Annotated in this window: 18 protein-coding genes; 6 read left to right on the forward strand and 12 right to left on the reverse strand. The window is 72.0% G+C overall.

Annotated elements, in window-relative coordinates; genetic code table 11:
- Positions 1 to 20: 20 nt before the first annotated feature.
- The 8 genes from V2S66_RS15725 to V2S66_RS15760 all read right to left on the reverse strand — a co-directional run bounded on the left by V2S66_RS15725 (position 21) and on the right by V2S66_RS15760 (position 7,952).
- On the reverse strand, positions 21 to 887 hold the full coding sequence (locus V2S66_RS15725) for a hypothetical protein (RefSeq protein WP_330795826.1): 867 nt from the start codon (positions 885 to 887) through the stop codon (positions 21 to 23).
- A gap of 13 nt (positions 888 to 900) precedes the next feature.
- Positions 901 to 2,058 (reverse strand): sensor histidine kinase, encoded by a 1,158-nt coding sequence (locus tag V2S66_RS15730; RefSeq protein WP_330796171.1) that lies wholly within the window; start codon positions 2,056 to 2,058, stop codon positions 901 to 903.
- A gap of 97 nt (positions 2,059 to 2,155) precedes the next feature.
- Positions 2,156 to 2,896 (reverse strand): ABC transporter permease, encoded by a 741-nt coding sequence (locus tag V2S66_RS15735; RefSeq protein WP_330795828.1) that lies wholly within the window; start codon positions 2,894 to 2,896, stop codon positions 2,156 to 2,158.
- Positions 2,893 to 3,873 carry an ABC transporter ATP-binding protein gene (locus tag V2S66_RS15740; RefSeq protein WP_330795831.1) on the reverse strand — a complete coding sequence of 327 codons (981 nt, stop codon included), beginning with the start codon at positions 3,871 to 3,873 and terminating at the stop codon, positions 2,893 to 2,895. The genes V2S66_RS15735 and V2S66_RS15740 overlap by 4 nt, the downstream gene beginning before the upstream one ends.
- 107 nt (positions 3,874 to 3,980) lie before the next feature.
- Positions 3,981 to 6,317 (reverse strand): hypothetical protein, encoded by a 2,337-nt coding sequence (locus tag V2S66_RS15745; protein WP_330795834.1) that lies wholly within the window; start codon positions 6,315 to 6,317, stop codon positions 3,981 to 3,983.
- Positions 6,318 to 6,469: 152 nt separating this feature from the next.
- Positions 6,470 to 6,853 carry a DUF6113 family protein gene (locus V2S66_RS15750; RefSeq protein WP_330795837.1) on the reverse strand — a complete coding sequence of 128 codons (384 nt, stop codon included), beginning with the start codon at positions 6,851 to 6,853 and terminating at the stop codon, positions 6,470 to 6,472.
- Positions 6,850 to 7,734: an N-acetyl-1-D-myo-inositol-2-amino-2-deoxy-alpha-D-glucopyranoside deacetylase gene (mshB, locus tag V2S66_RS15755; RefSeq protein WP_330795838.1), complete on the reverse strand. Its 885-nt coding sequence runs from the start codon at positions 7,732 to 7,734 to the stop codon at positions 6,850 to 6,852. Before mshB ends, V2S66_RS15750 begins: the two co-directional genes overlap by 4 nt.
- A gap of 23 nt (positions 7,735 to 7,757) precedes the next feature.
- On the reverse strand, positions 7,758 to 7,952 hold the full coding sequence (locus V2S66_RS15760; protein ID WP_330795841.1) for a hypothetical protein: 195 nt from the start codon (positions 7,950 to 7,952) through the stop codon (positions 7,758 to 7,760).
- Positions 7,953 to 8,210: 258 nt separating this feature from the next.
- On the opposite strand from V2S66_RS15760, the gene V2S66_RS15765 reads away from it, so the two are divergent.
- The 6 genes from V2S66_RS15765 (at position 8,211) to V2S66_RS15790 (ending at position 17,295) form a co-directional block, all read left to right on the forward strand.
- Positions 8,211 to 10,379, forward strand: a complete 2,169-nt coding sequence (locus tag V2S66_RS15765; RefSeq protein ID WP_330795844.1) for an alpha/beta fold hydrolase — start codon at positions 8,211 to 8,213, stop codon at positions 10,377 to 10,379.
- Between the two features lie 640 nt (positions 10,380 to 11,019).
- The gene (locus tag V2S66_RS15770) at positions 11,020 to 12,051 is read left to right on the forward strand and encodes an ABC transporter permease (RefSeq protein ID WP_330795847.1); all 1,032 of its coding nucleotides are present in this window, start codon (positions 11,020 to 11,022) and stop codon (positions 12,049 to 12,051) included.
- A 112-nt stretch (positions 12,052 to 12,163) separates the two neighbouring features.
- Positions 12,164 to 13,954, forward strand: a complete 1,791-nt coding sequence (locus V2S66_RS15775) for an ABC transporter substrate-binding protein (protein ID WP_330795850.1) — start codon at positions 12,164 to 12,166, stop codon at positions 13,952 to 13,954.
- 102 nt (positions 13,955 to 14,056) lie between these two features.
- A complete protein-coding gene (locus V2S66_RS15780; RefSeq protein WP_330795851.1) occupies positions 14,057 to 15,040 on the forward strand; it encodes an ABC transporter permease in 984 nt (327 codons plus the stop codon).
- Between the two features lie 56 nt (positions 15,041 to 15,096).
- Complete coding sequence (locus tag V2S66_RS15785) at positions 15,097 to 16,158, forward strand: ABC transporter ATP-binding protein (RefSeq protein WP_330795853.1); 1,062 nt, start codon at positions 15,097 to 15,099, stop codon at positions 16,156 to 16,158.
- Between the two features lie 21 nt (positions 16,159 to 16,179).
- Complete coding sequence (locus V2S66_RS15790; protein ID WP_330795855.1) at positions 16,180 to 17,295, forward strand: ABC transporter ATP-binding protein; 1,116 nt, start codon at positions 16,180 to 16,182, stop codon at positions 17,293 to 17,295.
- A 116-nt stretch (positions 17,296 to 17,411) separates the two neighbouring features.
- Here the strand turns inward: V2S66_RS15790 and V2S66_RS15795 are convergent, their stop codons facing one another.
- Genes V2S66_RS15795 through V2S66_RS15810 form a run of 4 tightly spaced genes read right to left on the reverse strand, consistent with a single transcriptional unit; the run spans position 17,412 to position 21,440 of the window.
- The gene (locus V2S66_RS15795; protein ID WP_330795858.1) at positions 17,412 to 18,491 is read right to left on the reverse strand and encodes an ABC transporter ATP-binding protein; all 1,080 of its coding nucleotides are present in this window, start codon (positions 18,489 to 18,491) and stop codon (positions 17,412 to 17,414) included.
- Positions 18,466 to 19,500 (reverse strand): ABC transporter ATP-binding protein, encoded by a 1,035-nt coding sequence (locus V2S66_RS15800; protein WP_330796173.1) that lies wholly within the window; start codon positions 19,498 to 19,500, stop codon positions 18,466 to 18,468. Before V2S66_RS15800 ends, V2S66_RS15795 begins: the two co-directional genes overlap by 26 nt.
- 28 nt (positions 19,501 to 19,528) lie before the next feature.
- Positions 19,529 to 20,524 carry an ABC transporter permease gene (locus tag V2S66_RS15805; protein WP_330795860.1) on the reverse strand — a complete coding sequence of 332 codons (996 nt, stop codon included), beginning with the start codon at positions 20,522 to 20,524 and terminating at the stop codon, positions 19,529 to 19,531.
- Positions 20,517 to 21,440, reverse strand: a complete 924-nt coding sequence (locus V2S66_RS15810; RefSeq protein WP_330795862.1) for an ABC transporter permease — start codon at positions 21,438 to 21,440, stop codon at positions 20,517 to 20,519. The genes V2S66_RS15805 and V2S66_RS15810 overlap by 8 nt, the downstream gene beginning before the upstream one ends.
- Positions 21,441 to 21,475 lie beyond the last annotated feature (35 nt).

The raw sequence follows: 21,475 nt of genomic DNA on the forward strand, positions 1-21,475 counted from the left end.
CCCGCCGCCGCGCGGGCCGTTCAGCCGCGCCGCCACCAACGGCGCTTGAGCGACGGCGTCACCGCGTGGATGGCCGGGCGCAGCAGGTCGAAGGTGACCACGGTGGGGGTGGGGTCGCCGGGCAGCGCGAGGCCGAGGCAGACCAGCTTGACCTGCTCGTCGTCGACCGGCAGGACGGTGAAGACCGGGGCGCCCGCCAGCCCGTCGGGGAACGGTCCGGTCCAGCGCACCGGGTCGGCGTCCTGCCGCGACACGGTGCCGGGCAGCAGCACCTGGGGGCGCTCGGCGTGCCGGGCGCCGGCCTCCTCGGTCACCTCGTGCCCGAGGAGGTACGCGGGCAGCGGCTCGGTGCCGACCATCGCGATGTCGGCCGGCTGGGCGGCCAGCCCCGAGGTGACCTCGTGGGTGGTCCAGTTCCAGCCCTTGCGCTCGGCGTGGATGTGCAGGTCGGTGGTGGGCATCACGGCCACGCCGAGGTCGCCGAGCCGGGTCCACTTCTTGGCGAACGAGGGCAGCACCAGCTCGTCCGCGGGCAGTTCGGGCTCGGCGAGCCCGTCGCGCAGGGTGAACTGGCCGATCTCGTAGCGGGTGCGGGCCTCCGCGGTCACCAGGTACTGCCGGATGACCTCGTGCTGCCCGTTGCTCTGGACGAGGTCGTTGTACCAGAAGGCGGTGGCGAAGCTGCGGTCCGCGCGGGCCGCCTGGAAGGGCAGCGTGGCCCGCGCGGCCGACCTGAGCACGGCGTCCTCGATCAGGTTGCCGGTCCCGGCCGCCGGGTCGTACGCCGGGGCGGGCGCGCTGTCGTACGACGCGCCGGACGCGGGCCGCGCCGCGGACTCGTCGTGGTCGGGGGCGGGCGCCGCTGCGGGCTCAGGGGTCTCAGGCACGTCCCGGACCCTACTACCCGCCGCCGCCGCGCCGGTCCGCACCCACCGGCGCCGGATCGGCCGGCACGGTGGCCGTCAGCCGGAAGCCGCCGTCGCCCGAGCGGCCGGTGTCCAGGGTGCCGCCGGCCAGGATCAGCCGTTCGGTCAGCCCGGTCAGGCCGTTGCCCGACCGCTGGTCGGCCACCGGGCCGCGGCCGTCGTCGGAGACGGTGAGCGTGGCCAGGCCGTCCTCGACCCGCAGCGCCACCACGCAGGTCGCCGCGCCGCTGTGCCGTACGACGTTGGTCACCGCCTCGCGCAGCGCCCAGGCCAGCGCGCCCTCGCCCTGGGAGCCGAGCCCGGCGGGGCGCTCGGCGGCGGGCAGCCGGGCGGCGATCCCCGCGGAGGCCAGCGCGCCGCGGGCGGCGGCGAGCTCTGCGGCGAGCGTCGGCCGCCGGTAGCCGCTGACCGCCTCGCGCACGTCCACCAGCGCCTGCCGGCTGACCTTCTCGATGTCGGCGACCTGCTGCGCGGCGTCCTGCGGGCGGTCGGGCAGCATCCGCCCGGCCAGTTCGCTCTTCAGGGTGATCAGCGAGAGCGAGTGGCCGAGCAGGTCGTGCAGGTCGCGGGCGAGCCGCAGCCGCTCCTCGGTGGCCGCGAGGTGCGCGACCGTCTCGCGGGCCTCGCGCAGCTCCCGCATGGTGCGGACCAGCTGCTTGACGCCGACCATCGCGAAACCGCCCAGCAGCGACGGGATGAGCAGCGCCGGGTAGAGGTCGGCGCCGGTGTCCTGCCAGGCGCCGACCGCCGCCAGCAGCGCGGTCACCGCGGGCACCGCCCAGCGGGACTCCTTCGCGGGCAGCGCCGCCCCGCACGCCACCGCCACGTAGACGAAGAGCACCAGCCAGTTCTTCCCGAGGGCCGCCGACAGCACCAGCGACAGCGCGGTCTGCGCGGCGAGGATGCCGTACACCCACCGCTCCGGGCGCTCGCCGGTGTTGGTGCGCAGGAAGACCAGCGCGAGGTAGGCGACGACGAAGGCGGCCAAGCCGAGCGCGGCGACGACGGTGACGGCCACCGCGTGGTGGCCGTGCACCAGGTCGTCGACCGGCGCGCCGAGGTAGATCAGCCAGATGCCGACCCAGGCCAGCTTCACCAGCGCCTGCCTGCGGTTCTCCGGCGCGCGGGCCATCGCGGTGTCGTCGTCGTCCTCGATCTGCCGCCGCCAGGGCGGCCAGGGCGCCTTGCCCGGCTCGTTCGGGCTCGTCGGTTCCTTCACGGCTTCCCTTTCACGCCTTCCGGGTGTCCTTGCGGTACAGCCAGGCCGCCACGCCGGCGAAGAGGAGCAGGTACACGGCGAGGACGGTGACGTCCTTGGCGTGCGGGGCGTCGCCCAGCTCGATCGCCTGGCCCAGCGCGGCGTACGGCCGCGCGGGCGTGTAGCCGGCGAGCGTCTGCACCCACTGCGGGTACTGGGTGATCGGGAACCACAGGCCGCCCAGCAGGGACAGGCCGAAGTAGCAGATCATCGAGATCGGCCGGGCCACGTCGGCGCTGGCGACGTAGCCGATGGCCACCCCCAGCGCGGCGAAGACCAGACTGCCCGCCCAGGTGGCGACGCCGATGCCGACCCACTGCCAGGCGTCCAGCCGGACGCCCTTGGTCGTCGCGCCGAGCAGCAGCACGATCAGGATGGACGGCAGGCTGACGGTCGCCGCGGAGGCGATCTTCGCGGTGACGTAGCCGCGGCCGGGCAGCGCGGTCAGCCGCAGCTGGCGCACCCAGCCCTTCTCCCGCTCGCGGGCGATGCGCTCCGCGTTGCCCATCAGCACGGCGGTCATCGCGCCGAAGGCGGCCATCGCCGTCATCAGGTACGCCACCCGGGTCAGCCCGAGTCCGCTGATCCGCTCCGTCCTGCTGGTCCCCAGGGTGAAGAAGGAGAAGAGCATCGCCGGGTAGAGCACCGAGAAGAACATGAACTTGCGGTTCCGCAGGGTGCGGGTGATCTCCAGGCGGATCAGGGTCTTCATCGGTGGTCCGCCTCCTCGGCGGTCGCTGCGTCGGTGAGGGCGAGGAACGCCTGCTCCAGGCCGAGCCCGGAGACCTCCAGGTTCCGCGGGTACAGGCCGAGCCCGTACAGCTCGTGCACGGTGGCGTCGGCGTCGTCGGAGCGGATCCTGACGGTGGGCCCGCTGACGTCCAGGCCGACCAGGTGCGGCAGCGCGGACAGCTGCCGCTCGTCGGCGCCGTCGGGCAGGTCGAAGGTGATCCGGCGGGCGCCGGCCCGCGCCTTGATCTCGGCCGCGGTGCCGTCGGCGATCAGCCGGCCGCGGTGCATCACCAGGACCCGGTCGGCGACGGCGTCCGCCTCTTCGAGGTAGTGGGTGGCGAACAGCACCGTCCTGCCCTGCTCGACCTGGGCGCGCATCGTGGCCCAGAACGCCTGCCGGACGCCGACGTCCATGCCGGTCGTCGGCTCGTCCAGCACGATCAGGTCGCTGGCGCCCGCGGTGGCCAGCGCGAACCGGACCCGCTGCTCCTGGCCGCCGGAGAGCTTGTTCACCTTGCGGTCGCCGATGCCGGCGAGGTCGGAGGCGGCGAGCACCTGGTCGACGGGGTACGCGCGCGGGTGCAGGTCGCAGGCGAGGCCGACCAGCTCGCGGACGGTGACCTCCTCCATCAGCCCGCCGCTCTGCAGCATCGCGCCGACCCGGCCGCGGGCGATGGCCTTCGCGGGCGTCGCGCCGAAGATCCGCACCTCGCCGCGGTCGGGGTTCTTCAGCCCGAGCAGCAGGTCGAGCGCGGTGGACTTGCCCGCGCCGTTCGGGCCGAGCAGCGCCACTGTCTCCCCGGGGTGCAGCGCCAGGCTGAGGTCGGCGACCGCGCGTACGGCCCCGAAGCTCTTGTTCACGTCGGTGAAGCTCACCACGGGCGCGGCGGTCGGGTCCGCCGGGCCGTCCCCGGCCGGCCCGTCGCCGGTCTGCGTGCTCACTGCTGGTGCGGTCATGCCATCAGCTTCGCCGGTGCGCGGCGGCTCCGTGCAGTGCCGCGGCTCCGGTCTTCCGGATGACAGATGTCATACCCGGCCGGGGGCGGCGCCCCCGGCCGTCGGGGTCAGCCGACCACCCCGGGCAGCGTGACGGTGCGCTCGGTGCTGGAGCCGAGCGCCTTGACCAGCGCCGTCGCGACGTCCTGCGGGGTGACCGGGGTGCTGCCGCCGCCGCTGCGGCGGAGCAGGACGCCGTCGAACTTGCTCCCGTACAGGGACTTCAGCACGCCGAGGTCGATGTGCGGCTGGAGGGTGCCGCTCTGGTCCGGGACCATCGTCAGGAACTGCGGCAGGGTGTTGTTGAAGGGGATCTGGTGGGCGGCGTCCGCCCGTACCGTCACCGGCCCCTGCATCGCGGTCCTGCCGAACCCGTTGACCGCCTTGTCCAGCGCGGCCTGGCCGACCCTCGGCGGCACCGTCCTGACCGCGAGCGCGACCGGCTGGTCGGCGCCGGTCTCGGCGCGGGTGCGGTAGGCGGCGGCGACCTGGGTCGCGGCGGAGTCCACGTCGAAGGAGGTGCCGGGCTTGCCGGGGACCGCGATGGCCTTGTGGTCGGCGAAGGTGACCTTGCCGTCGCTGCCGGAGCTGCTCCTGCCGGCCAGGCCGCCGAGCGCGGCCTTCAGCTTGTCACCGTCGACCAGGTAGACCGGGGCCGCGGTGCGGCTGCCGCCGAACAGCGAGCCGATCACCGAGACCGGGTTGTAGTCGGCGTGCGCGACGTTGCGGACGGTCGTGTCGGTGTCCACCGAAAGACCGGCCACGGACGGCTTGAGCAGCTGCTTCCTGCCGCCGATGGTGAGGGTGATCGGCGCGGTGGCGCGGTTGCCGAGCGCCTTGTCGAGGGTCTGCACGGCGGCGTCCTGGTTCATGTTGCCGATGTCGACGCCGAGCACGGTGGTGCCCTTGGGCACGTCCGCGTGGTTCATCAGCAGTCCGGCGCCGTAGGCGAGGACGAGCACACCGCCGGCCGCGACGGCCAGCAGCACCAGCTTGGAGCGGCCCTTCTTCTTCGGCGCGGTCTTGCGCTGCCCGGAGGAGGCGGCGGCGACCCGCTCGGGGGCGGGCGCCGGGATGCGCTCGGGGGCAGGTGCGGGCGCCGGGCGCGGACCGCGGGTCTCGCCCGCGGGGACCGCCGGGATGCCGCTGACCAGGGTGTCGCCGGCGACCCGGTCCGCGGGCGGCGGGAAGCCGCCCTGGCCGCCGGGGCCGGTTCCGGGGCCGGCTGCCGGCCCGGGGCGCGGCGGGGCGGCCGGGCCGCCCGCCGAGGGCACCTGCATCGGACCGGTGACCGGGCCGGCCGTCGGGCCCGCGGGCGGGCCGGCGGGCGGCTGGTAGCCGGGGAAGGGCGCGTCGGGAGCCGGGCTGCCTGCCTCGCCGTACGGGTCGCTGGGGCGCGGCACGCCGGGCGGGAAGTCCTGGGTGCCGAACGGCGAGGCGGCGCCGGCCGGCGGGGTGTCCCGCGGGCCGCGCGGGCCGGGCCCGCCGTCCTGCGGGCCGACCGGCGGCGGGAGGTGGGGGATCGGCTGGGTGCCGGTGTCGCCGCCGAAGCCGCCGCCCTGGCCGTCGTTGTGGGCGCCGCGGTGCCGCGGCCCCGACGGGCGGTCGGCCGCCGGGCGCTCGGGCAGCGGCGGCGCGCCCATCGGGCGCCCGGCCGGCGGGCGTTCGCCGCGCGGCGGTGCGGCCTGCGGGTCGGCGGGCGGCGAGGTGAACGCCTCGGCGAAGGGGTCCGCGCCGGGCGCCGGGGCACCGAAGCCCCCGCCGCCGCGGGGTCCGCCCGCAGCGGGACCGAAGTCCCGTGCGCGGCCGCCCGGTTCGCCACCGCCCGGTTCGCCGCCGAACTGCGGGCCGGGGCCGGGCGCGGGCGCGCCGGGCGCCGTTCCCCGGCCGGCTCCGCGGCCCGCACCGGTCTCCGGCGCGGCGCCCGGCTGCCCACCCGAGGCCGGCTGCCCGCCGGCGCCCGGCTGCCCGCCGGCGGCCGGCTTGCGCGGCGCGAACCAGTCGCTGGGCTCCTGCTTCTCCGGCTCGGCCTCGGCCGCGGGGGCCGCGGGCTCGGGCTCGGCGGCGGCAGGGGCGGCGTCGGGGCGGACCGTGCTCTCGTCGACCGGCGTGCGGACGACGACCGGCGGGATCGGCCGCGAGCCGGGGATGTTGATGCGGATCCTGGTGGTCAGCGTCGTCTCGGTCTTCGGCTCGTCGGCCGCCTGCGACGGCCCGCCCTGGCCGGCCGCGCCGTCGGGGGCGTCCGCCTCGGGGGCGCCGCCCGGGGCGTCCGCGGGACGCGGCCGCTCCTGCGGGTGCAGCGAAGGAAACGGGCGCGTGCCGTACGGCGGCGTGCCCGAGGGGTATGCGGCTCCGCCGCGGCCCTGGGGACCCGAGGACGAACTGTCAGTTTCACGACTCAAAGCAGGCTCTCCCGGTTAGCTTCGCCGCCCGTCACGGTTCTCCGCGGGCGGCTCGCCGGCGCGACCACCCTACCGACCGCCGTCGGAGGACAGCCCCGGTGCGGCGGAACGCTCGCGCTCACCCAACCACGTGCCCACCCCTGCCTGCCAAGTCAGGCGGTGTTCCGTCCCGATCCGGGCAGTTGGGGCAGGGTCTGGGGCAGAGTGGCGCAGATCACGGCGGCGCCCGCGCCGCCGAGCAGATAGACGTAGGGTCCGACGCCCGCCGCGAAGAGGAAGTCGCCCTCGGGCCGGCTGGTGCTCAGCAGGATCACGCCGACCACCCACACCACGGCCGGCACCACCACGCCGATCCGCGATCCGGTGAGCTTCAGGCCGCCGTAGAAGAGCGCCACGCAGCCGCCCAGCGCCAGCAGCAGGCCGCCGGGGAACAGGCCCGCCTGCACGAGCGCGCCGGCGGCCGCCACGAGCGCCCCGAGGACGCCGAGCAGGACGAGGGCGGCCACCCGCGGCGGCCCGCTGAGACCGCCCTTCATCGCGCGCCCCCCGCGCCGGCCGCGTCACCGGTCTCGCCGCCGAACAGGTCCCGTGGATCGGCCGGCGGATCGCCGTGCACCTGGTGGTAGTACTCGGTGCCGAAGTACGGCTGGCCGAGGTCGTTGGAGAGCGCGAAGAAGGGGCCGTCCACCGCGATCTGACTGGCGTGCGCGTGCATCGCGGCCTTCTTGCGGTCGGTGTAGGCGCTGCCGTCGACGGTCACCGTCACCTTGTCGTCGTCCACCACGCCCGGCACGTCGTCGGGCGTCGCGATGAACGCGAAGGGGAACTCCCTGCCCGCGGCGGCCAGCCGCTCGAAGCCCGCCTCGACCTCGGAGCGCGGCATGCAGATCTCGTAGACCCGGTCGACGCGGTGGCCGCGCAGCGCGGCCAGTTCGTAGCCGCGCATCGCGACGCGGTGCGCCTGGATGTGGTCGGGGTGGCCGTAGCCGCCGTTGCCGTCGTAGGTCACCAGCGCCTGGGGGCGCACCTCCAGGATGACGTCGGCGAGGTGCCCCGCGGCCTCGTCGAGGTCGGCCTGCCAGAAGCAGCCCGGCACGTCGTTCTGCGCGACGCCCATCATCCCGGAGTCCCGGTAACGTCCGGCGCCGCCGAGGAACCGGTGGTCGGTGACCCCCAGCTCCCGCATGGCGGCGGCCAGTTCGCCGATCCGGTGCGGGCCCAGGCGGTCCTCGCGGTCGGCGGCCAGATGGGCGAGGCCGGACGGGATGACCTCACCCTCCTCGCCGAGCGTGCAGGTGACGAGGGTGACCAGGGCGCCTTCCGCGGCGTACCTGGCCATGGTCGCCCCGTTGTTGATCGTCTCGTCGTCCGGGTGTGCGTGGACGAGCAGCAGACGGCGGGCGGGCAGATCGCTCATGGCGGAAGCCTACGGCCCGTGGCTCAGAACTTGATGTCCGAGATCATCCCCGCGACGTTGTTGGTGAGGTCGGTGATCTGCGGTGCCCACGACGAGCCTGCCAGGTAGAACCCCAGCAGCGTGCAGGCGACCGCGTGCCCGGGCTTCAGCCCGGACCTGCGGACCAGCAGGACGACGATGATCAGCAGCAGCAGCGCCGCCGAAATCGAGAGTGCCACAACGGCTCACCTCCCAGGTACGCAGGGTCATGTCAGTTGCCACATGGCTATTACCCACCCACGGCTACGGATCATAACTTTCCGTGCCACCGCATATGTCGGAGCACGGAAGCACGCGGGGGCGCATGACCAGATCCAGCCACCCGGCCGCGGCGGCGGCGCGCGGCGGCCGGCGCGCCGCCGCAGGTCAGCGGGGCGGCGCGCCACGCGGGTGAAATCCGGGGGCGGTTGTCGGCGCCACCCTCTACTGTCACCGCTATGACGTACCTCTCATTCCCGCGTCAGCACGCCAGGACCCAGCGGTTCACCCTCGGGGCGCCGAGGGGCTTCGTGGCGACGCCGGACGGGAGGGTGGTGTTCGCCCGGTCGCGGTCCGGCACGGACCCGGCGCAGCTGCTGTGGGTGCTGGACGCCGCCTCGGGCGCGGAGCGGATCGCGGCGGACCCGGCGGCGCTGCTCGGCGGGGCGGACGAGGACCTGCCGGCCGCCGAGCGGGCGCGGCGCGAGCGCAGCCGGGAGGGCTCCGCGGGCGTGGTCGCGTTCGCGGTGGACGAGGCGGTGTCGACGGCCGCGTTCGCGCTGTCGGGGCGGCTTTTCACGGCGCCGCTGGACGCCCCGGGACCGGACGCGGCGCCGGACTCCTCCGGCGGCGCGGACGGCGGAGCGCGCGAGCTGGCGGTGCCGGGACCGGTCGTCGATCCGCGCCCCTCGCCCGACGGCCGCTGGATCGCCTACGCCTGCGGGGGCGCACTGCGGGTGGTCGAGAGCACCGGCCTGGGCGACCGCGCCCTGGCGGAGCCGGCGCGGGACCCGGCGGAGGCGTCGGTGACCTGGGGGCTCGCGGAGTTCGTCGCGGCCGAGGAGATGGACCGCAGCCGCGGCTTCTGGTGGGCGCCGGACAGCTCGGCGCTGCTGGTGGCCCGGGTGGACGAGGCGCCGGTGCAGCGCTGGTGGATCGCCGAGCCCGCGCACCCGGGCCGGCCGCCTGTCGAGGTGGCGTATCCGGCGGCGGGCACCGCCAACGCCGAGGTGTCGCTGCACCTGTGCGGGCTGGACGGCGCGCGCCGCGAGATCCGCTGGGACGCCGCCCGCTATCCGTACCTGGCGGCGGTGCACTGGTCGGCCGGCGGCCCGCCGCTGCTGCTGGTGCAGACCCGGGACCAGCGCGAGCAGCTGTACCTGGAGGCCGACCCGGAGACCGGCCTGACCCGCACGGTCGCCGCCGAGGAAGATCGAATCTGGCTTGATCTTTTCGCCGGGGTGCCGGTCATGACGCCCACCGGCGAGCTGGTCAGGATCGCCGACGAGGAGGGCGTGCGCGTCCTGAAGGTCGGCGGCCGCACCCTGACAGGACCCGAGCTGCACGTGCGGGCGGTGCTCGACGCGGGCGGCCCCGGCGTGCTGGTGTCCGCCTCCGCGGGCGAGGCGGCCGCCGACCCGGAGACCGGGCAGTTGCACGTCTACCGGGTGGACGCCTCGGGCGCGGTCCGCGTCTCCGCCGAGCCGGGCGTGCACAGCGCCGTGCGCTCGGGCGGGTGGACGGTGCTCAGCTCCGCGACGCAGGACCGCCCCGGCACCCGCGTCCGGGTGCTGCGCGACGGCGCGCCGGTCGTGGAGATCGCCTCGTACGCCGAGACGCCGTCGCTGACCGCGCGGCCGGTGCTGTGCGAGGCGGGCGAGCGGCGGATTCCGACCGCGGTGCTGCTGCCGTCGGGATACCGGGAGGGCGACGGCCCGCTGCCGGTGCTGCTCGACCCGTACGGCGGCCCGCACGGCCAGCGGGTGCTGGCGGCGCACCATCCGCACCTGGTCTCGCAGTGGTTCGCCGACCAGGGCTTCGCGGTGATCGTGGCGGACGGCCGCGGCACCCCCGGCCGCTCCCCCGGGTGGGAGAAGTCGGTGGCCTTCGAGCTGGCCGCGGTGACCCTGGAGGACCAGGTGGCCGCGCTGCACGCGCTGGCCGGGACGTATCCGCTGGACCTGGAGCGGGTGGCGATCCGCGGCTGGTCCTTCGGCGGCTATCTGGCCGCGCTCGCGGCGCTGCGCCGTCCGGACGTCTTCCACGCCGCCGTCGTCGGCGCCCCGGTCACCGACCTGCGGCTGTACGACACGCACTACCAGGAGCGGTACCTCGGGCACCCGGCCGAGCGCCCGGAGGTCTACGAGCGCAACTCGCTGGTCTCGGACGCCGGCCTGGTCGGCGCGCGGCAGCCGGCCCGGCCGATGATGATCATCCACGGCCTCGCCGACGACAACGTGCTGGTGGCCCACTCGCTGCGGCTGTCCACCGCGCTGCTGGCCGCCGGCCGCCCGCACGAGGTGCTGCCGCTGTCCGGTGTCACCCACATGACCCCGCAGGAACAGGTCGCCGAGAACCTGTTGCTCCTCCAGGTGGATTTCCTGAAGCGCTCGCTGGGTCTCGCCTGACGCGCCGGCGCCGGGCGCCCGGCCGCTGACGGGGCCGGCGCTCCGCGCCCGCGCGGGCCGGGTCCGTATACGGGCCGCCCGCCGCCCGGCCGTCGGCCGTCCCGGTGAATCGTCGAGCCGCCCGCGCATCCGCGCCGGCGGCTTTCTCTCTTTCAACAGGCGTCACAGTCGCCCCGGTTGTCCCTATCCGCCGTCTACGCTGAATCCGCATCCGGCTGGGTAGGTACCTGCGACCGGGGAGCGAGGGTTGGCGAGCGGGATCGAAAGGGGTCATTTCAGGGTCCGGCCGGGGGCCGCGGGAGCCGGCCGAAGCGCCGTGAAACGCTCCGGCCGGCCGACGGCACCCGCACGGCCGTACGTTGTTCAGACTGCTCGGTCCGTATATCGGAGTCACGACAGTCAAGTTGCCAACATGTTAACGCGCTTCGCCCTGACATATACCCTTTGTCCGTTCTGGTGGAGCAATGTCAAGCACATAAGGAAGACGATCTGCAAAACCTTCGCTCAAGATGCCAAACAACAAGGTTTCTTCCTCACGTCCCCCCTTGACTGGAAGTTGATTCCATTGCGAAAGTCCGCTCAACCCACGACGCACACACGGCGTCGCAACGCACGCTCTCGGTCCCGGGGGATGTAACGAATGACCAGTCCAAGTCAGGCTGCCGACGAGTCGGGCAGCCTCACCCTCGAGCCCGAGGGAACGTCCGGCACGCCGGGCGAGAAGGGCGCCCCCGAGCTCGCTGGACGTACGCCGCGACAGCTCGCATGGATCCGCTTCAAGCGTGACAAGACGGGCATCGCCTGTGCGATCATCGTCGCGTTCTTCATCCTGATCGCCGTCTGCGCGCCGCTGATCGCCAAGGTCTACGGCAAGAACCCGTACGACCTCTACGGCCAGGACGACGGCCTGCTGAACAGCTACGGGCTGCCGATCAAGCCCAACGGCGGCATCGACGGCAACTTCTGGTTCGGCCTCGAGCCCAGCCTGGGCCGCGACGTCTTCACGCTGCTGCTCTACGGCATCCGCAACTCGCTCGGGATCGCCGCCGCGACCACCATCCTGTCCGTGGCGGTGGGCGTCCTCTTCGGCCTCAGCCAGGGCTACCTCGGCGGCCGCAGCGACTTCTTCATGGGCCGGTTCTCCGACTTCATGCTGTCGTTCCCCTCCCAGCTGTTCTTCATCGCCTTCTCCCCCGTCGCCATCGCGCTGTTCGTCGGCGTCGGCGACCAGGAGCCCTGGTGGGTGCGCCCGCTGGTGCTGGTCGGCGTGCAGTTCCTGCTCGGCTGGATGAGCATCGGGCGACTGGTCCGCGCCCAGGTGCTGAGCCTGCGGGAACGCGAGTTCGTGGAAGCGGCACGGATCAGCGGGGCCTCCTCCTGGCGGATCATCCGCAAGGAGCTGCTGCCGAACCTGTGGAGCACCATCCTGGTGCAGACGACCCTGATGCTCCCGGTCTTCGTGACCGCGGAGGCGGGCCTGTCCTTCCTCGGCGTCGGCATGCTGCCGCCGACCCCGGACTGGGGTCTGCTCTTCCAGACCGGCGCGCAGTACTACCAGAGCGACATCACCTTCATGTTCTTCCCCGGCATCGCGATGGCGCTCTTCGTGGTCGCCTTCAACCTGCTCGGGGACTCGGTCCGGGACGCTCTCGACCCCAAGACCCTCCGCTAGCCCGCTAGCGCACCTTCAGTCCAAGTTGTCCAGGTCGCCGGAACCGGCCCGATCTCCTGCGGGCACGGCCGACGGCATCGATGGCAGTCAAGTCACTGACAGGCAGGAATTCATGAGAAACAGCAGAGCACGCGTGGCGGCGGCCATCGTGGCGGCCGGGGCGCTGTCGCTCACCGCGGCGTGCAGCAGCGGCGGCAGCGACGGCGGCGGCACCACGGGCACCAAGGGCGGGGGCTCCACGACGGCTCCGCCGGTCCCGAACTACGGTCTGGGCACCGCGGCCGACTCCAAGGGCCCGGCTCCGGCCGTTCCCAGCGCGGTCAAGGGCGGCACCGTCAACGACCTGAACCAGGCCGGCTTCGACTACCTGGACCCGGCCCAGCAGTACGTCAGCGACCAGCTGTCGGTCTCGGTGCTCTACGCGCGCACGCTGACCGGTTACAAGATCGACCCGACCACGGGCAAGACGATCCTGGTCGGCGACCTCGCCACCGACACCGGCAAGATGTCGGACGCCGGCAAGACGTGGACGTACACGCTCAAGGACAACCTGAAGTTCCAGGACGGCACGCCGATCACGTCCAAGGACATCAAGTACAGCGTCGAGCGGCTCTTCGCGGACTTCGAGACCCAGGGCCCGCAGTACATCCAGTCCTGGCTGTACGGCCCTGACTACCGCAAGCTGTACAAGGGCCCGTACACCGGCCAGGAGATCCCGGACACCCAGCTCGCGACGCCGGACGACAAGACCATCGTCTTCCACTTCAAGGAGGCGCACGCCGACGCGCCGTACGCGATGGCGATGCCGGTCACCGCTCCGGTGGAGAAGTCGAAGGACGACAAGGGCGCGTACAACAACCACCCGGTCTCCTCCGGCCCCTACGAGATCGCCTCGTACAAGCCGGGCAAGTCGCTGGTCTTCAAGCGGAACCCCAACTGGGACCCGGCCACGGACCCGATCCGCAACGCGTACCCGGACACCTGGAACTTCCAGCTCGGCATCGAGCAGCCCAGCCTCTCGCAGCGCCTGCAGGCCGGCGCCGGCTCGGACAAGAACGCGCTGGACCTGTCCGGCGTGGCCGACCCGACCGTGATGCAGCAGCTGGTCACCGACCCGAAGTTCAAGGCGCGGACGGTCAGCCAGTACCAGCCGTACGTCGAGACCCTCGACATCAACACCAAGCGCATCACCGACCCGAAGGTGCGCCAGGCGATCGCCTACGCGTTCCCGATGTCGCAGGTGCAGCAGGCGTTCGGCGGCGCGGCCCAGGGCGACCTCGGCACCACGCTGCTGAGCCCGACCATCGCCGGGTGGAAGAAGTTCGACCCGTTCGGCAAGCTCGCCAAGCCGACCGGCGACCCCGACAAGGCCAAGGCGCTGCTCGCCGAGGCCGGCCAGCCGCACCCGAAGCTGGTCTACGCCTACGCGAACACCCCGCGCTGGCAGAAGATCTCGCTGACCGTCGCCAACGCCCTGCAGAAGGCCGGCTTCGACGTCGTCCGCAAGGCGATCGACCCGACCTCCTACTACACGGTCGTCGGCAAGGTGAACAACCAGTACGACATCTACCGCACCGGCTGGGGCGCGGACTGGCCGAGCGGCAACACCGTGGTCCCGCCGACCATGGACGGCCGTAACCTGGCCGACGGAACGAACAACTACTCGTTCCTGAACGACTCGCACGTCAACTCCGAGATCGACCGCATCAAGGCGGAGACCAACCTCACCCAGCAGAGCGCTGACTGGGAGAAGCTGTCGGAGTACTCGCTGCAGACCGACACCGCGCAGGTGCCGTTCCTGTACGACAAGTACTTCAACATCTACGGCGAGGGCCTGGGCGGCGTCACCTACAACTCGGTGACCGGCGTCATCAACGCCAGCACCGTGTTCGTCAAGCAGTAACACCCGCAAGGGCGGCCGGCCCCGGCTCACACAGCCGGGGCCGGCCGCTCCCGGATCTGACCGCGCGGCCGCCGCCCGCGCCCCCACGGAAGAGCCTCACCGATGCTCCGTTTCCTCACACGCCGCGTTCTGGGCGCGATCGTGATTCTGGTGGCCATCAGCGCCGTCACGTACTTCCTCTTCTTCGTGCTGCCGGCCAACCCGGCCGAACTCGCCTGTGGCAAGAACTGCGCGAACCCGGACGTGGTCCACGCCATCAAGATCCGCATGGGCCTGGACCAGCCGATCTACGCGCAGTACTGGCACTACATGACGGGCATCTTCACCGGCCGCACCATGCCGGACGGACAGCACTGCCCGGCCCCCTGCTTCGGCTACTCCTTCGCCGACAGCCAGATGATCTGGCCCGAGCTGAAGGACCGCTACCCGACCACGCTGTCGCTGGCGCTCGGCGGTTCCGCCGCGTTCCTGATCATCGGCGTGGGCCTCGGCATGCTGTCGGCCTGGCAGCAGGGCAAGACCTTCGACCGCGTCGCCAGCTCGATCTCGCTGCTGGGCAACTCGGTGCAGATCTACTTCATCGGCCCGCTGGCGATCGCCCTGTTCGTCAACAACCTCGGCTGGCTCAAGAACGGGTCCGACCCCACCTGGACGTCGAATCCCGGAGCGTCGCTCAACGGCCTGATCCTGCCCTGCCTGGTCATGTCGGTGATCTTCTGGTCCAACTACAGCCGGCAGACCCGCTCCCTGATGGTGGAGCAGCTCTCCGAGGACCACATCAGAACCGCCCGCGCCAAGGGCATGGGGTCGAAGTACGTCTTCTACCGCTACGCGCTGCGCGGCGCCGCGGCGTCCATCATCACGATCTTCGGCATCGACCTCGGCAGCGTCTTCGGCGGCGCGATCATCACCGAGGCCACCTTCAACCTGCACGGTCTCGGAACCCTCGCGGTCGAGTCCGTCAACAAGGAGGACCTGCCGATGGAGATGGCCGTCATGCTCTTCAGCGCCAGCGCCATCGTGATCTTCAACATCGTCGTCGACGCCGCCTACGCCCTCATCGACCCGCGGATCCGGCTCGCGTGACCGCGGCCGCCACCCCCCGCCGCGACCAGCGCACCACCCGGTAGGAGAACCCGCCCGTGACCACTCTGACGAAGCCCGAGGCCGAGCCCACGCCTCAGGAATCCGAGCACTTCCTCTCGGTGCGCGACCTGTACGTGCAGTTCGCCACCGAGGACGGCATCGTGAAGGCCGTGGACGGGCTCTCCTTCGATCTCGACCGGGGCCAGACCCTGGGCATCGTGGGTGAGTCCGGCTCCGGCAAGTCCGTGACCAACCTGGCCGTCCTCGGCCTGCACAACCCGCGCAACACCACCATCACCGGGGACATCATCCTGGACGGCCAGGAGCTGACCGGGGCGTCCGACCGGACGCTGGAGAAGCTCCGCGGCAAGAAGATGGCGATGGTCTTCCAGGACTCGCTGACCGCCCTGTCGCCGTACTACACGGTCGGCCGGCAGATCGCCGAGCCCTACATGAAGCACATGGGGGCCTCGAAGAAGGAGGCCAGGGCGCGGGCGATCGAGATGCTGGCCCGGGTCGGCATCCCGCAGCCGCAGACGCGGGTGGACGACTTCCCGCACCAGTTCTCCGGCGGCATGCGCCAGCGCGCGATGATCGCGATGGCCCTGGTCTGCGACCCGGACCTGGTGATCGCGGACGAGCCCACCACCGCACTGGACGTCACCGTGCAGGCCCAGATCCTGGACCTGCTCAAGGACCTCCAGCAGGAGACCGGCACCGCGATCATCCTGATCACCCACGACCTCGGTGTGATCGCCAACACCGCGGACGACGTGGTGGTGATGTACGCGGGCCGCGCGGTCGAGCGCGGCACCGTACGGGACATCCTCAAGACGCCCGAGCACCCGTACGCGTGGGGCCTGCTGGGCTCCATCCCGCGGCTGTCCGCGGACGTGGACGTGCCGCTGGCGCCCATCCCCGGGTCCCCGCCGAGCCTGCTGAACCCGCCGTCCGGCTGCCCGTTCCACACCCGGTGCGCGTTCACCGACCTGGTGGGCGGCGACCGGTGCAGCACCGAGCGGCCGCAGCTTCCGGCCGGGCGGGGTTCCGCGTGCCACCTGGCGCAGGACCAGAAGCGTGACATCTTCATCGAGCAGATCCAGCCGCGGCTGCGCTGACCAGAGTCGAGGGAACAGCAAATGAGTGAACAGACCCTGGACAAGGTCCCGACGCCGAGTCCGGCCCAGGGGGAGAAGCTGCTGGAGGTCTCCGGCCTGCAGAAGTACTTCCCGATCAACGGCGGTTTCGTCTTCAAGCGGCACGTCGGCGACGTGCGCGCGGTCGACGGGATCGACTTCCACATCAACTCCGGCGAGGCGCTGGGCATGGTCGGCGAGTCCGGCTGCGGCAAGTCGACCACCGGCCGCCTGGTGACCAGGCTGCTGGAGCCGACCGGCGGCCGGGTCAGCTACGCCGGGCAGGACATCACCCACTCCAACCGCAAGCAGCTGGCGCCGATCAGGTCCGAGATCCAGATGATCTTCCAGGACCCGTACGCGTCGCTCAACCCGCGGCAGACGGTGGGCTCGATCATCTCCGCGCCGATGGAGATCAACGACGTCAACCCGGCGGGCGGCCGCGAGAAGCGGGTCCGCGAGCTGCTGGAGATCGTCGGCCTGAACCCCGAGCACTTCAACCGCTTCCCGCACGAGTTCTCCGGCGGCCAGCGGCAGCGCATCGGGGTGGCGCGGGCGCTCGCGCTGGACCCCAAGCTGATCGTGGCGGACGAGCCGGTCTCCGCGCTGGACGTCTCCATCCAGGCGCAGGTGGTGAACCTGCTGCAGAAGGTGCAGAGGGAACTCGGCATCGCGTTCCTCTTCATCGCCCACGACCTGGCGATCGTCCGGCACTTCTCGCAGCGCATCGCGGTGATGTACCTGGGCAAGATCGTGGAGATCGGCGACCGCGACGCGATCTACAACCGCCCGCGCCACCCGTACACCCACGCGCTGCTCTCCGCGGCCCCCGAGGCCGACCCGGACGACGACGGCAGGGAGCGCATCCGGCTGGCCGGCGACGTGCCCTCGCCGATCAACCCGCCGTCCGGCTGCCGCTTCCGCACCCGCTGCTGGAAGGCGCAGGACAAGTGCGCGTCGGAGGAGCCGCCGCTGCTGCAGATCGGGGGGAACACGGAGGGTCACCTCACCGCGTGCCACTTCCCCGAGGAGCCGACGGTCACGGCGCGGGAACAGGACATCGTCCTCGACCCGGCACTCGCCGCGATCGAGGAGGGCGGGACTGACAAGACCCTTTGACCCGGGCTCAGTTCGACCTCCGCTCGGATCGGCCCGTACCCGGGACACCCCAGCACCACCCCGGGTACGGGCCGTTTCACGTGCCCGGCGGCGGCCGGGAGGGCCCTGGACACGCTCTAGTCCCGCGGGACGACCTGCTTCTCCTCGGCGAAGTGGCACGCCGAGGGGTGCTCCGCGGGGCCGGCCGTGCCGCGGAAGACCTCCGGGACGGCGAGCAGCGGCTCCTCCACCGCGCACCGCTCCTGGGCCTTCCAGCAGCGGGTGCGGAAGCGGCAGCCCGACGGCGGGTTGGCGGGCGAGGGCACGTCCCCGGTGAGGATGATGCGCTCGCGGTGCGCGCGCGCCTCGGGGTCCGGCACCGGCACCGCGGAGAGCAGCGCCTGCGTGTACGGGTGCGTGGGGTGCTCGTAGATCGCCTGGTCCGCGCCGATCTCGACGATCTTGCCGAGGTACATCACGCCGACCCGGTCGGAGATGTGCCGCACGATCGACAGGTCGTGCGCGATGAACATGTACGCCATGCCGAACTCGTCCTGGAGCTTCTCCATCAGGTTGACGACCTGCGCCTGCACCGAGACGTCCAGCGCGGAGACCGGCTCGTCCGCGACGATGATCTCCGGCCGCAGCGCGAGGCCGCGGGCGATGCCGATGCGCTGGCGCTGGCCGCCGGAGAACTGGTGCGGGTAGCGGTTGATGTACTCGGGGTTCAGCCCGACGACGTCCAGCAGGTCCTGCACCCGCCTGCGCCGCTCGCCCTTGGGCGCGACCTCCGGGTGGATGTCGAAGGGCTCGCCGATGATGTCGCCGACCGTCATCCGCGGGTTCAGCGAGGTGTACGGGTCCTGGAACACCATCTGGATGTTCCGCCGCACCGCCTTGAGCGCCCGGCCGCTGAGCCGGGTGATGTCCTCGCCCTTGTACAGGATCTCGCCCGAGGTGGGCTGCTCCAGGTTGGTGAGCAGCTTGGCCACGGTCGACTTCCCGCAGCCGGACTCGCCGACGATGCCGAGCGTCTCGCCCGGGAAGAGGTCGAAGTTCACTCCGTCGACGGCCTGGACGGCGCCGATCTGCTTCTTGAAGAGGATGCCGCGGGTCAGCGGGAAGTGCTTGACCAGCTTGCGCACCTGGAGGACGGGCTCGCGGTCCGCCGCGCCCCCGCCCGGTGCCCGCTCAGTTCTGGTCGGTACCTGCGTCATCGAGCGTCTCCTTCCAGAAGTGGCAGGCGCTGGCCCGCACGGTGGACACCTGGTAGAGCGGCGGCACGTCGGTGCGGCACACCTGCTGGGCGCGCGGGCAGCGCGGGTGGAAGGCGCAGCCGGGCGGGATGTGCAGCAGGTTGGGCGGCAGGCCCTTGATCGCGTACAGCTCCCGGCCCTTCTGGTCCAGCCGCGGGATCGAGTCGAGCAGGCCCCGGGTGTACGGGTGCGCGGGCGCCCGGTAGATGTCGTGCACCGGGGAGGTCTCGATGATCCGCCCGGCGTACATCACCGCGATCTTGTCCGCGACGTCGGCGACGACACCGAGGTCGTGGGTGATCAGGATCAGCCCCATGTTGTACTCGCGCTGCAGCTCCGCGAGCAGGTCCATGACCTGCGCCTGCACGGTCACGTCGAGCGCGGTGGTCGGCTCGTCCGCGATGATCAGGTCGGGCTCCAGCGCCATCGCCATCGCGATCATCACGCGCTGCCGCATGCCGCCGGAGAACTGGTGCGGGTACTGCCTGACCCGCTCCGCGGCGGCCGGGATGCGCACCCGGTCCATCAGCTCGACCGCCTTGGCCCGGGAGTCCTTGCGGGACATCCCGCGGTGCACCCGGAACATCTCGCCGAGCTGCTCGCCCACGCTGAGCACCGGGTTGAGCGAGGACAGCGCGTCCTGGAAGACCATCGCCATCCGGGCGCCGCGGACCTTGCGCCGCTCCTCGCCGGACATCCTCAGCAGGTCCTGCCCCTGGAAGAGCACCTGGCCGCCGGTGACGTAGCCGGGCGGGGTGTCCAGGATGCCCATGACGGCCTGCGCGGTGACGGACTTGCCGGAGCCGGACTCGCCGAGCACCGCGAGCGTCTCGCCGGCGTTCACCGAGTAGTTGACGCCGTTCACGGCCTTGGCCACGCCCTCGCGGGTACGGAACTCCACGTGCAGGTCCCGTACGTCCAGCAGCGGGCCGCTCTGCTGGGCGCCGGCGCCCTCGGGGACCGGGGTCATCTCGGCACTGGTGGCCATCGCGTGCTCCTCAGCGCAGCTTCGGGTCGAGGGCGTCGCGCACCGCGTCGCCGAGCATGATGAACGCCAGCACCGTGATGCTCAGCGCGCCCGCGGGCCACAGCAGCATGTGCGGCGCGTTGCGGATCTGGGTGGAGGCGTCGGAGATGTCGATGCCCCAGGACACGGTGGGCGGTTTCAGCCCGACGCCGAGGTAGGACAGCGTGGCCTCCAGGGCGATGTACGTGCCCAGCGCGATGGTGCCGACCACGATGACCGGGGCGACCGCGTTGGGCGCGATGTGCCGCAGCAGCATCCGGGAGTTGCCCGCGCCGAGCGCCCGGGCGGCCTGCACGTAGTCGTTCTGCCGGGCGGTGATCACCGAGCCGCGGGCGATGCGGGCGATCTGCGGCCAGCCGAGCAGCACCATGAAGCCGACCACCGGCCAGACCGTGGAGTTGCTGACCACGGAGAGGAAGACCAGGCCGCCGAGGATCACCGGGATGCCGAAGAAGACGTCGCTGATCCGGGAGAGGATCGCGTCCCACCAGCCGCCGAAGAACCCGGCGAGGCCGCCGAGGACGCTGCCGAGCAGGACCACGCCCGCGGTCGCGCAGACGCCGACGGTGACCGAGGCGCGGGCGCCGTACACGACCCGGGTGTAGACGTCGCGGCCCTGCTGGTCGAAGCCGAAGGGGTGGCCGGCCTCGGGGCCCGCCTGGGACTTGGCGAGGTTGGCGTTGAGCGGGTCCTGGGTGGCGATGGTGCCGGGCCACAGCGAGATGAAGACCAGGAAGAGGATGATCAGCGCGGAGATGATGAAGATCGGGTTGCGCCGCAGGTCCCGCCAGGCGTCGGACCACAGGCTGCGCGGTTTGCCGGCCGGGCCGCCGGACTCCTGGTCGTGGCCCGGCTTCTTCTCCAGCGTCTGGGCGTCCGCGGCGGCGAGGTCGAAGCCGCCGCCGTAGCCGCCGCCCGGGGCGATCGGGCCCTGCTCCGGGTCGAGCGGGTTGCTCGGTTCAGGCATACCGGATCCTCGGGTCCAGGACCGCGTAGAGCAGGTCGACGAGCAGGTTGGCGACCAGGAAGACCAGCACCAGGACGGTGACGAAGCCGACCACCGTGGGTGAGTTGTTGCGCAGGATGCCCTGGTAGAGGTTGTAGCCGACGCCGTGGATGTTGAAGATCCGCTCGGTGACGATCGCGCCGCCCATCAGCGCGCCGATGTCGGTGCCGATGAAGGTGACGACCGGGATCAGCGAGTTGCGCAGCAGGTGGCGGGTGATCACGCGGCGCCGCGGCAGGCCCTTGGCGACCGCGGTGCGCACGTAGTCGGCGCGGGTGTTCTCCGCGATGGAGGTGCGGGTCAGCCGGGTGACGTAGGCGAGCGAGACCAGCGCGAGCACCAGGCCGGGCAGGATCAGCTCGTTGAAGGGCGCGCTGGGCGAGACCGACGAGGCGGTCCACTTGAGCTGGACGCCGAAGATGTACTGGAGCACGTAGCCGGTGACGAAGGTGGGCACCGAGATGACCACCAGGGTCAGCAGCAGCACGCCGGTGTCGACCGGCTTGCCGCGCTTCATGCCGGTGATCACGCCGAAGGCGATGCCGATGACGATCTCGAAGAGGATCGCCACGATGGTGAGCCTGATGGTCACCGGGAACGCGTGCTTCATCAGGTCGATGACGGACTCGCCGCTGAAGGCGGTGCCGAAGTCGCCGGTGAAGATGTTCTTCATGTAGTGCAGGTACTGGGCGCCCAGCGAGTGGTCGAGGTAGAGGTCGTGCCTGATCTGGGCGGCGGTGGCCGGGTCCGGGGCCCTGTCGCCGAACAGCGCGGACACCGGGTCGCCGAGCGCGTAGACCATGAAGAAGATCAGGAATGTGCTGCCGATGAACACCGGGATCATCTGGAGCAGCCGCCGGATCACATAGCGTCCCATGGAGCCTCCCGAAACGGCGGGCGGAGGCCGCACCG

The sequence above is a fragment of the Actinacidiphila polyblastidii genome, from assembly GCF_036353415.1.
Lineage (GTDB): Bacteria > Actinomycetota > Actinomycetes > Streptomycetales > Streptomycetaceae > Actinacidiphila > Actinacidiphila polyblastidii.

Excerpts from the sequence above, each read along its gene's own strand:
- V2S66_RS15730 (WP_330796171.1), bottom strand. The coding sequence starts at position 2,058 with ATGGCCCGCGCGCCGGAGAACCGCAGGCAGGCGCTGGTGAAGCTGGCC.
- V2S66_RS15770 (WP_330795847.1), top strand. The coding sequence starts at position 11,020 with ATGACCAGTCCAAGTCAGGCTGCCGACGAGTCGGGCAGCCTCACCCTC.
- V2S66_RS15800 (WP_330796173.1), bottom strand. The coding sequence starts at position 19,500 with ATGACCCCGGTCCCCGAGGGCGCCGGCGCCCAGCAGAGCGGCCCGCTG.
- V2S66_RS15735 (WP_330795828.1), bottom strand. The coding sequence starts at position 2,896 with ATGAAGACCCTGATCCGCCTGGAGATCACCCGCACCCTGCGGAACCGC.
- V2S66_RS15790 (WP_330795855.1), top strand. The coding sequence starts at position 16,180 with ATGAGTGAACAGACCCTGGACAAGGTCCCGACGCCGAGTCCGGCCCAG.
- V2S66_RS15810 (WP_330795862.1), bottom strand. The coding sequence starts at position 21,440 with ATGGGACGCTATGTGATCCGGCGGCTGCTCCAGATGATCCCGGTGTTC.
- V2S66_RS15780 (WP_330795851.1), top strand. The coding sequence starts at position 14,057 with ATGCTCCGTTTCCTCACACGCCGCGTTCTGGGCGCGATCGTGATTCTG.
- V2S66_RS15740 (WP_330795831.1), bottom strand. The coding sequence starts at position 3,873 with ATGACCGCACCAGCAGTGAGCACGCAGACCGGCGACGGGCCGGCCGGG.
- V2S66_RS15795 (WP_330795858.1), bottom strand. The coding sequence starts at position 18,491 with ATGACGCAGGTACCGACCAGAACTGAGCGGGCACCGGGCGGGGGCGCG.
- V2S66_RS15805 (WP_330795860.1), bottom strand. The coding sequence starts at position 20,524 with ATGCCTGAACCGAGCAACCCGCTCGACCCGGAGCAGGGCCCGATCGCC.
- mshB (WP_330795838.1), bottom strand. The coding sequence starts at position 7,734 with ATGAGCGATCTGCCCGCCCGCCGTCTGCTGCTCGTCCACGCACACCCG.
- V2S66_RS15750 (WP_330795837.1), bottom strand. The coding sequence starts at position 6,853 with ATGAAGGGCGGTCTCAGCGGGCCGCCGCGGGTGGCCGCCCTCGTCCTG.
- V2S66_RS15775 (WP_330795850.1), top strand. The coding sequence starts at position 12,164 with ATGAGAAACAGCAGAGCACGCGTGGCGGCGGCCATCGTGGCGGCCGGG.
- V2S66_RS15765 (WP_330795844.1), top strand. The coding sequence starts at position 8,211 with ATGACGTACCTCTCATTCCCGCGTCAGCACGCCAGGACCCAGCGGTTC.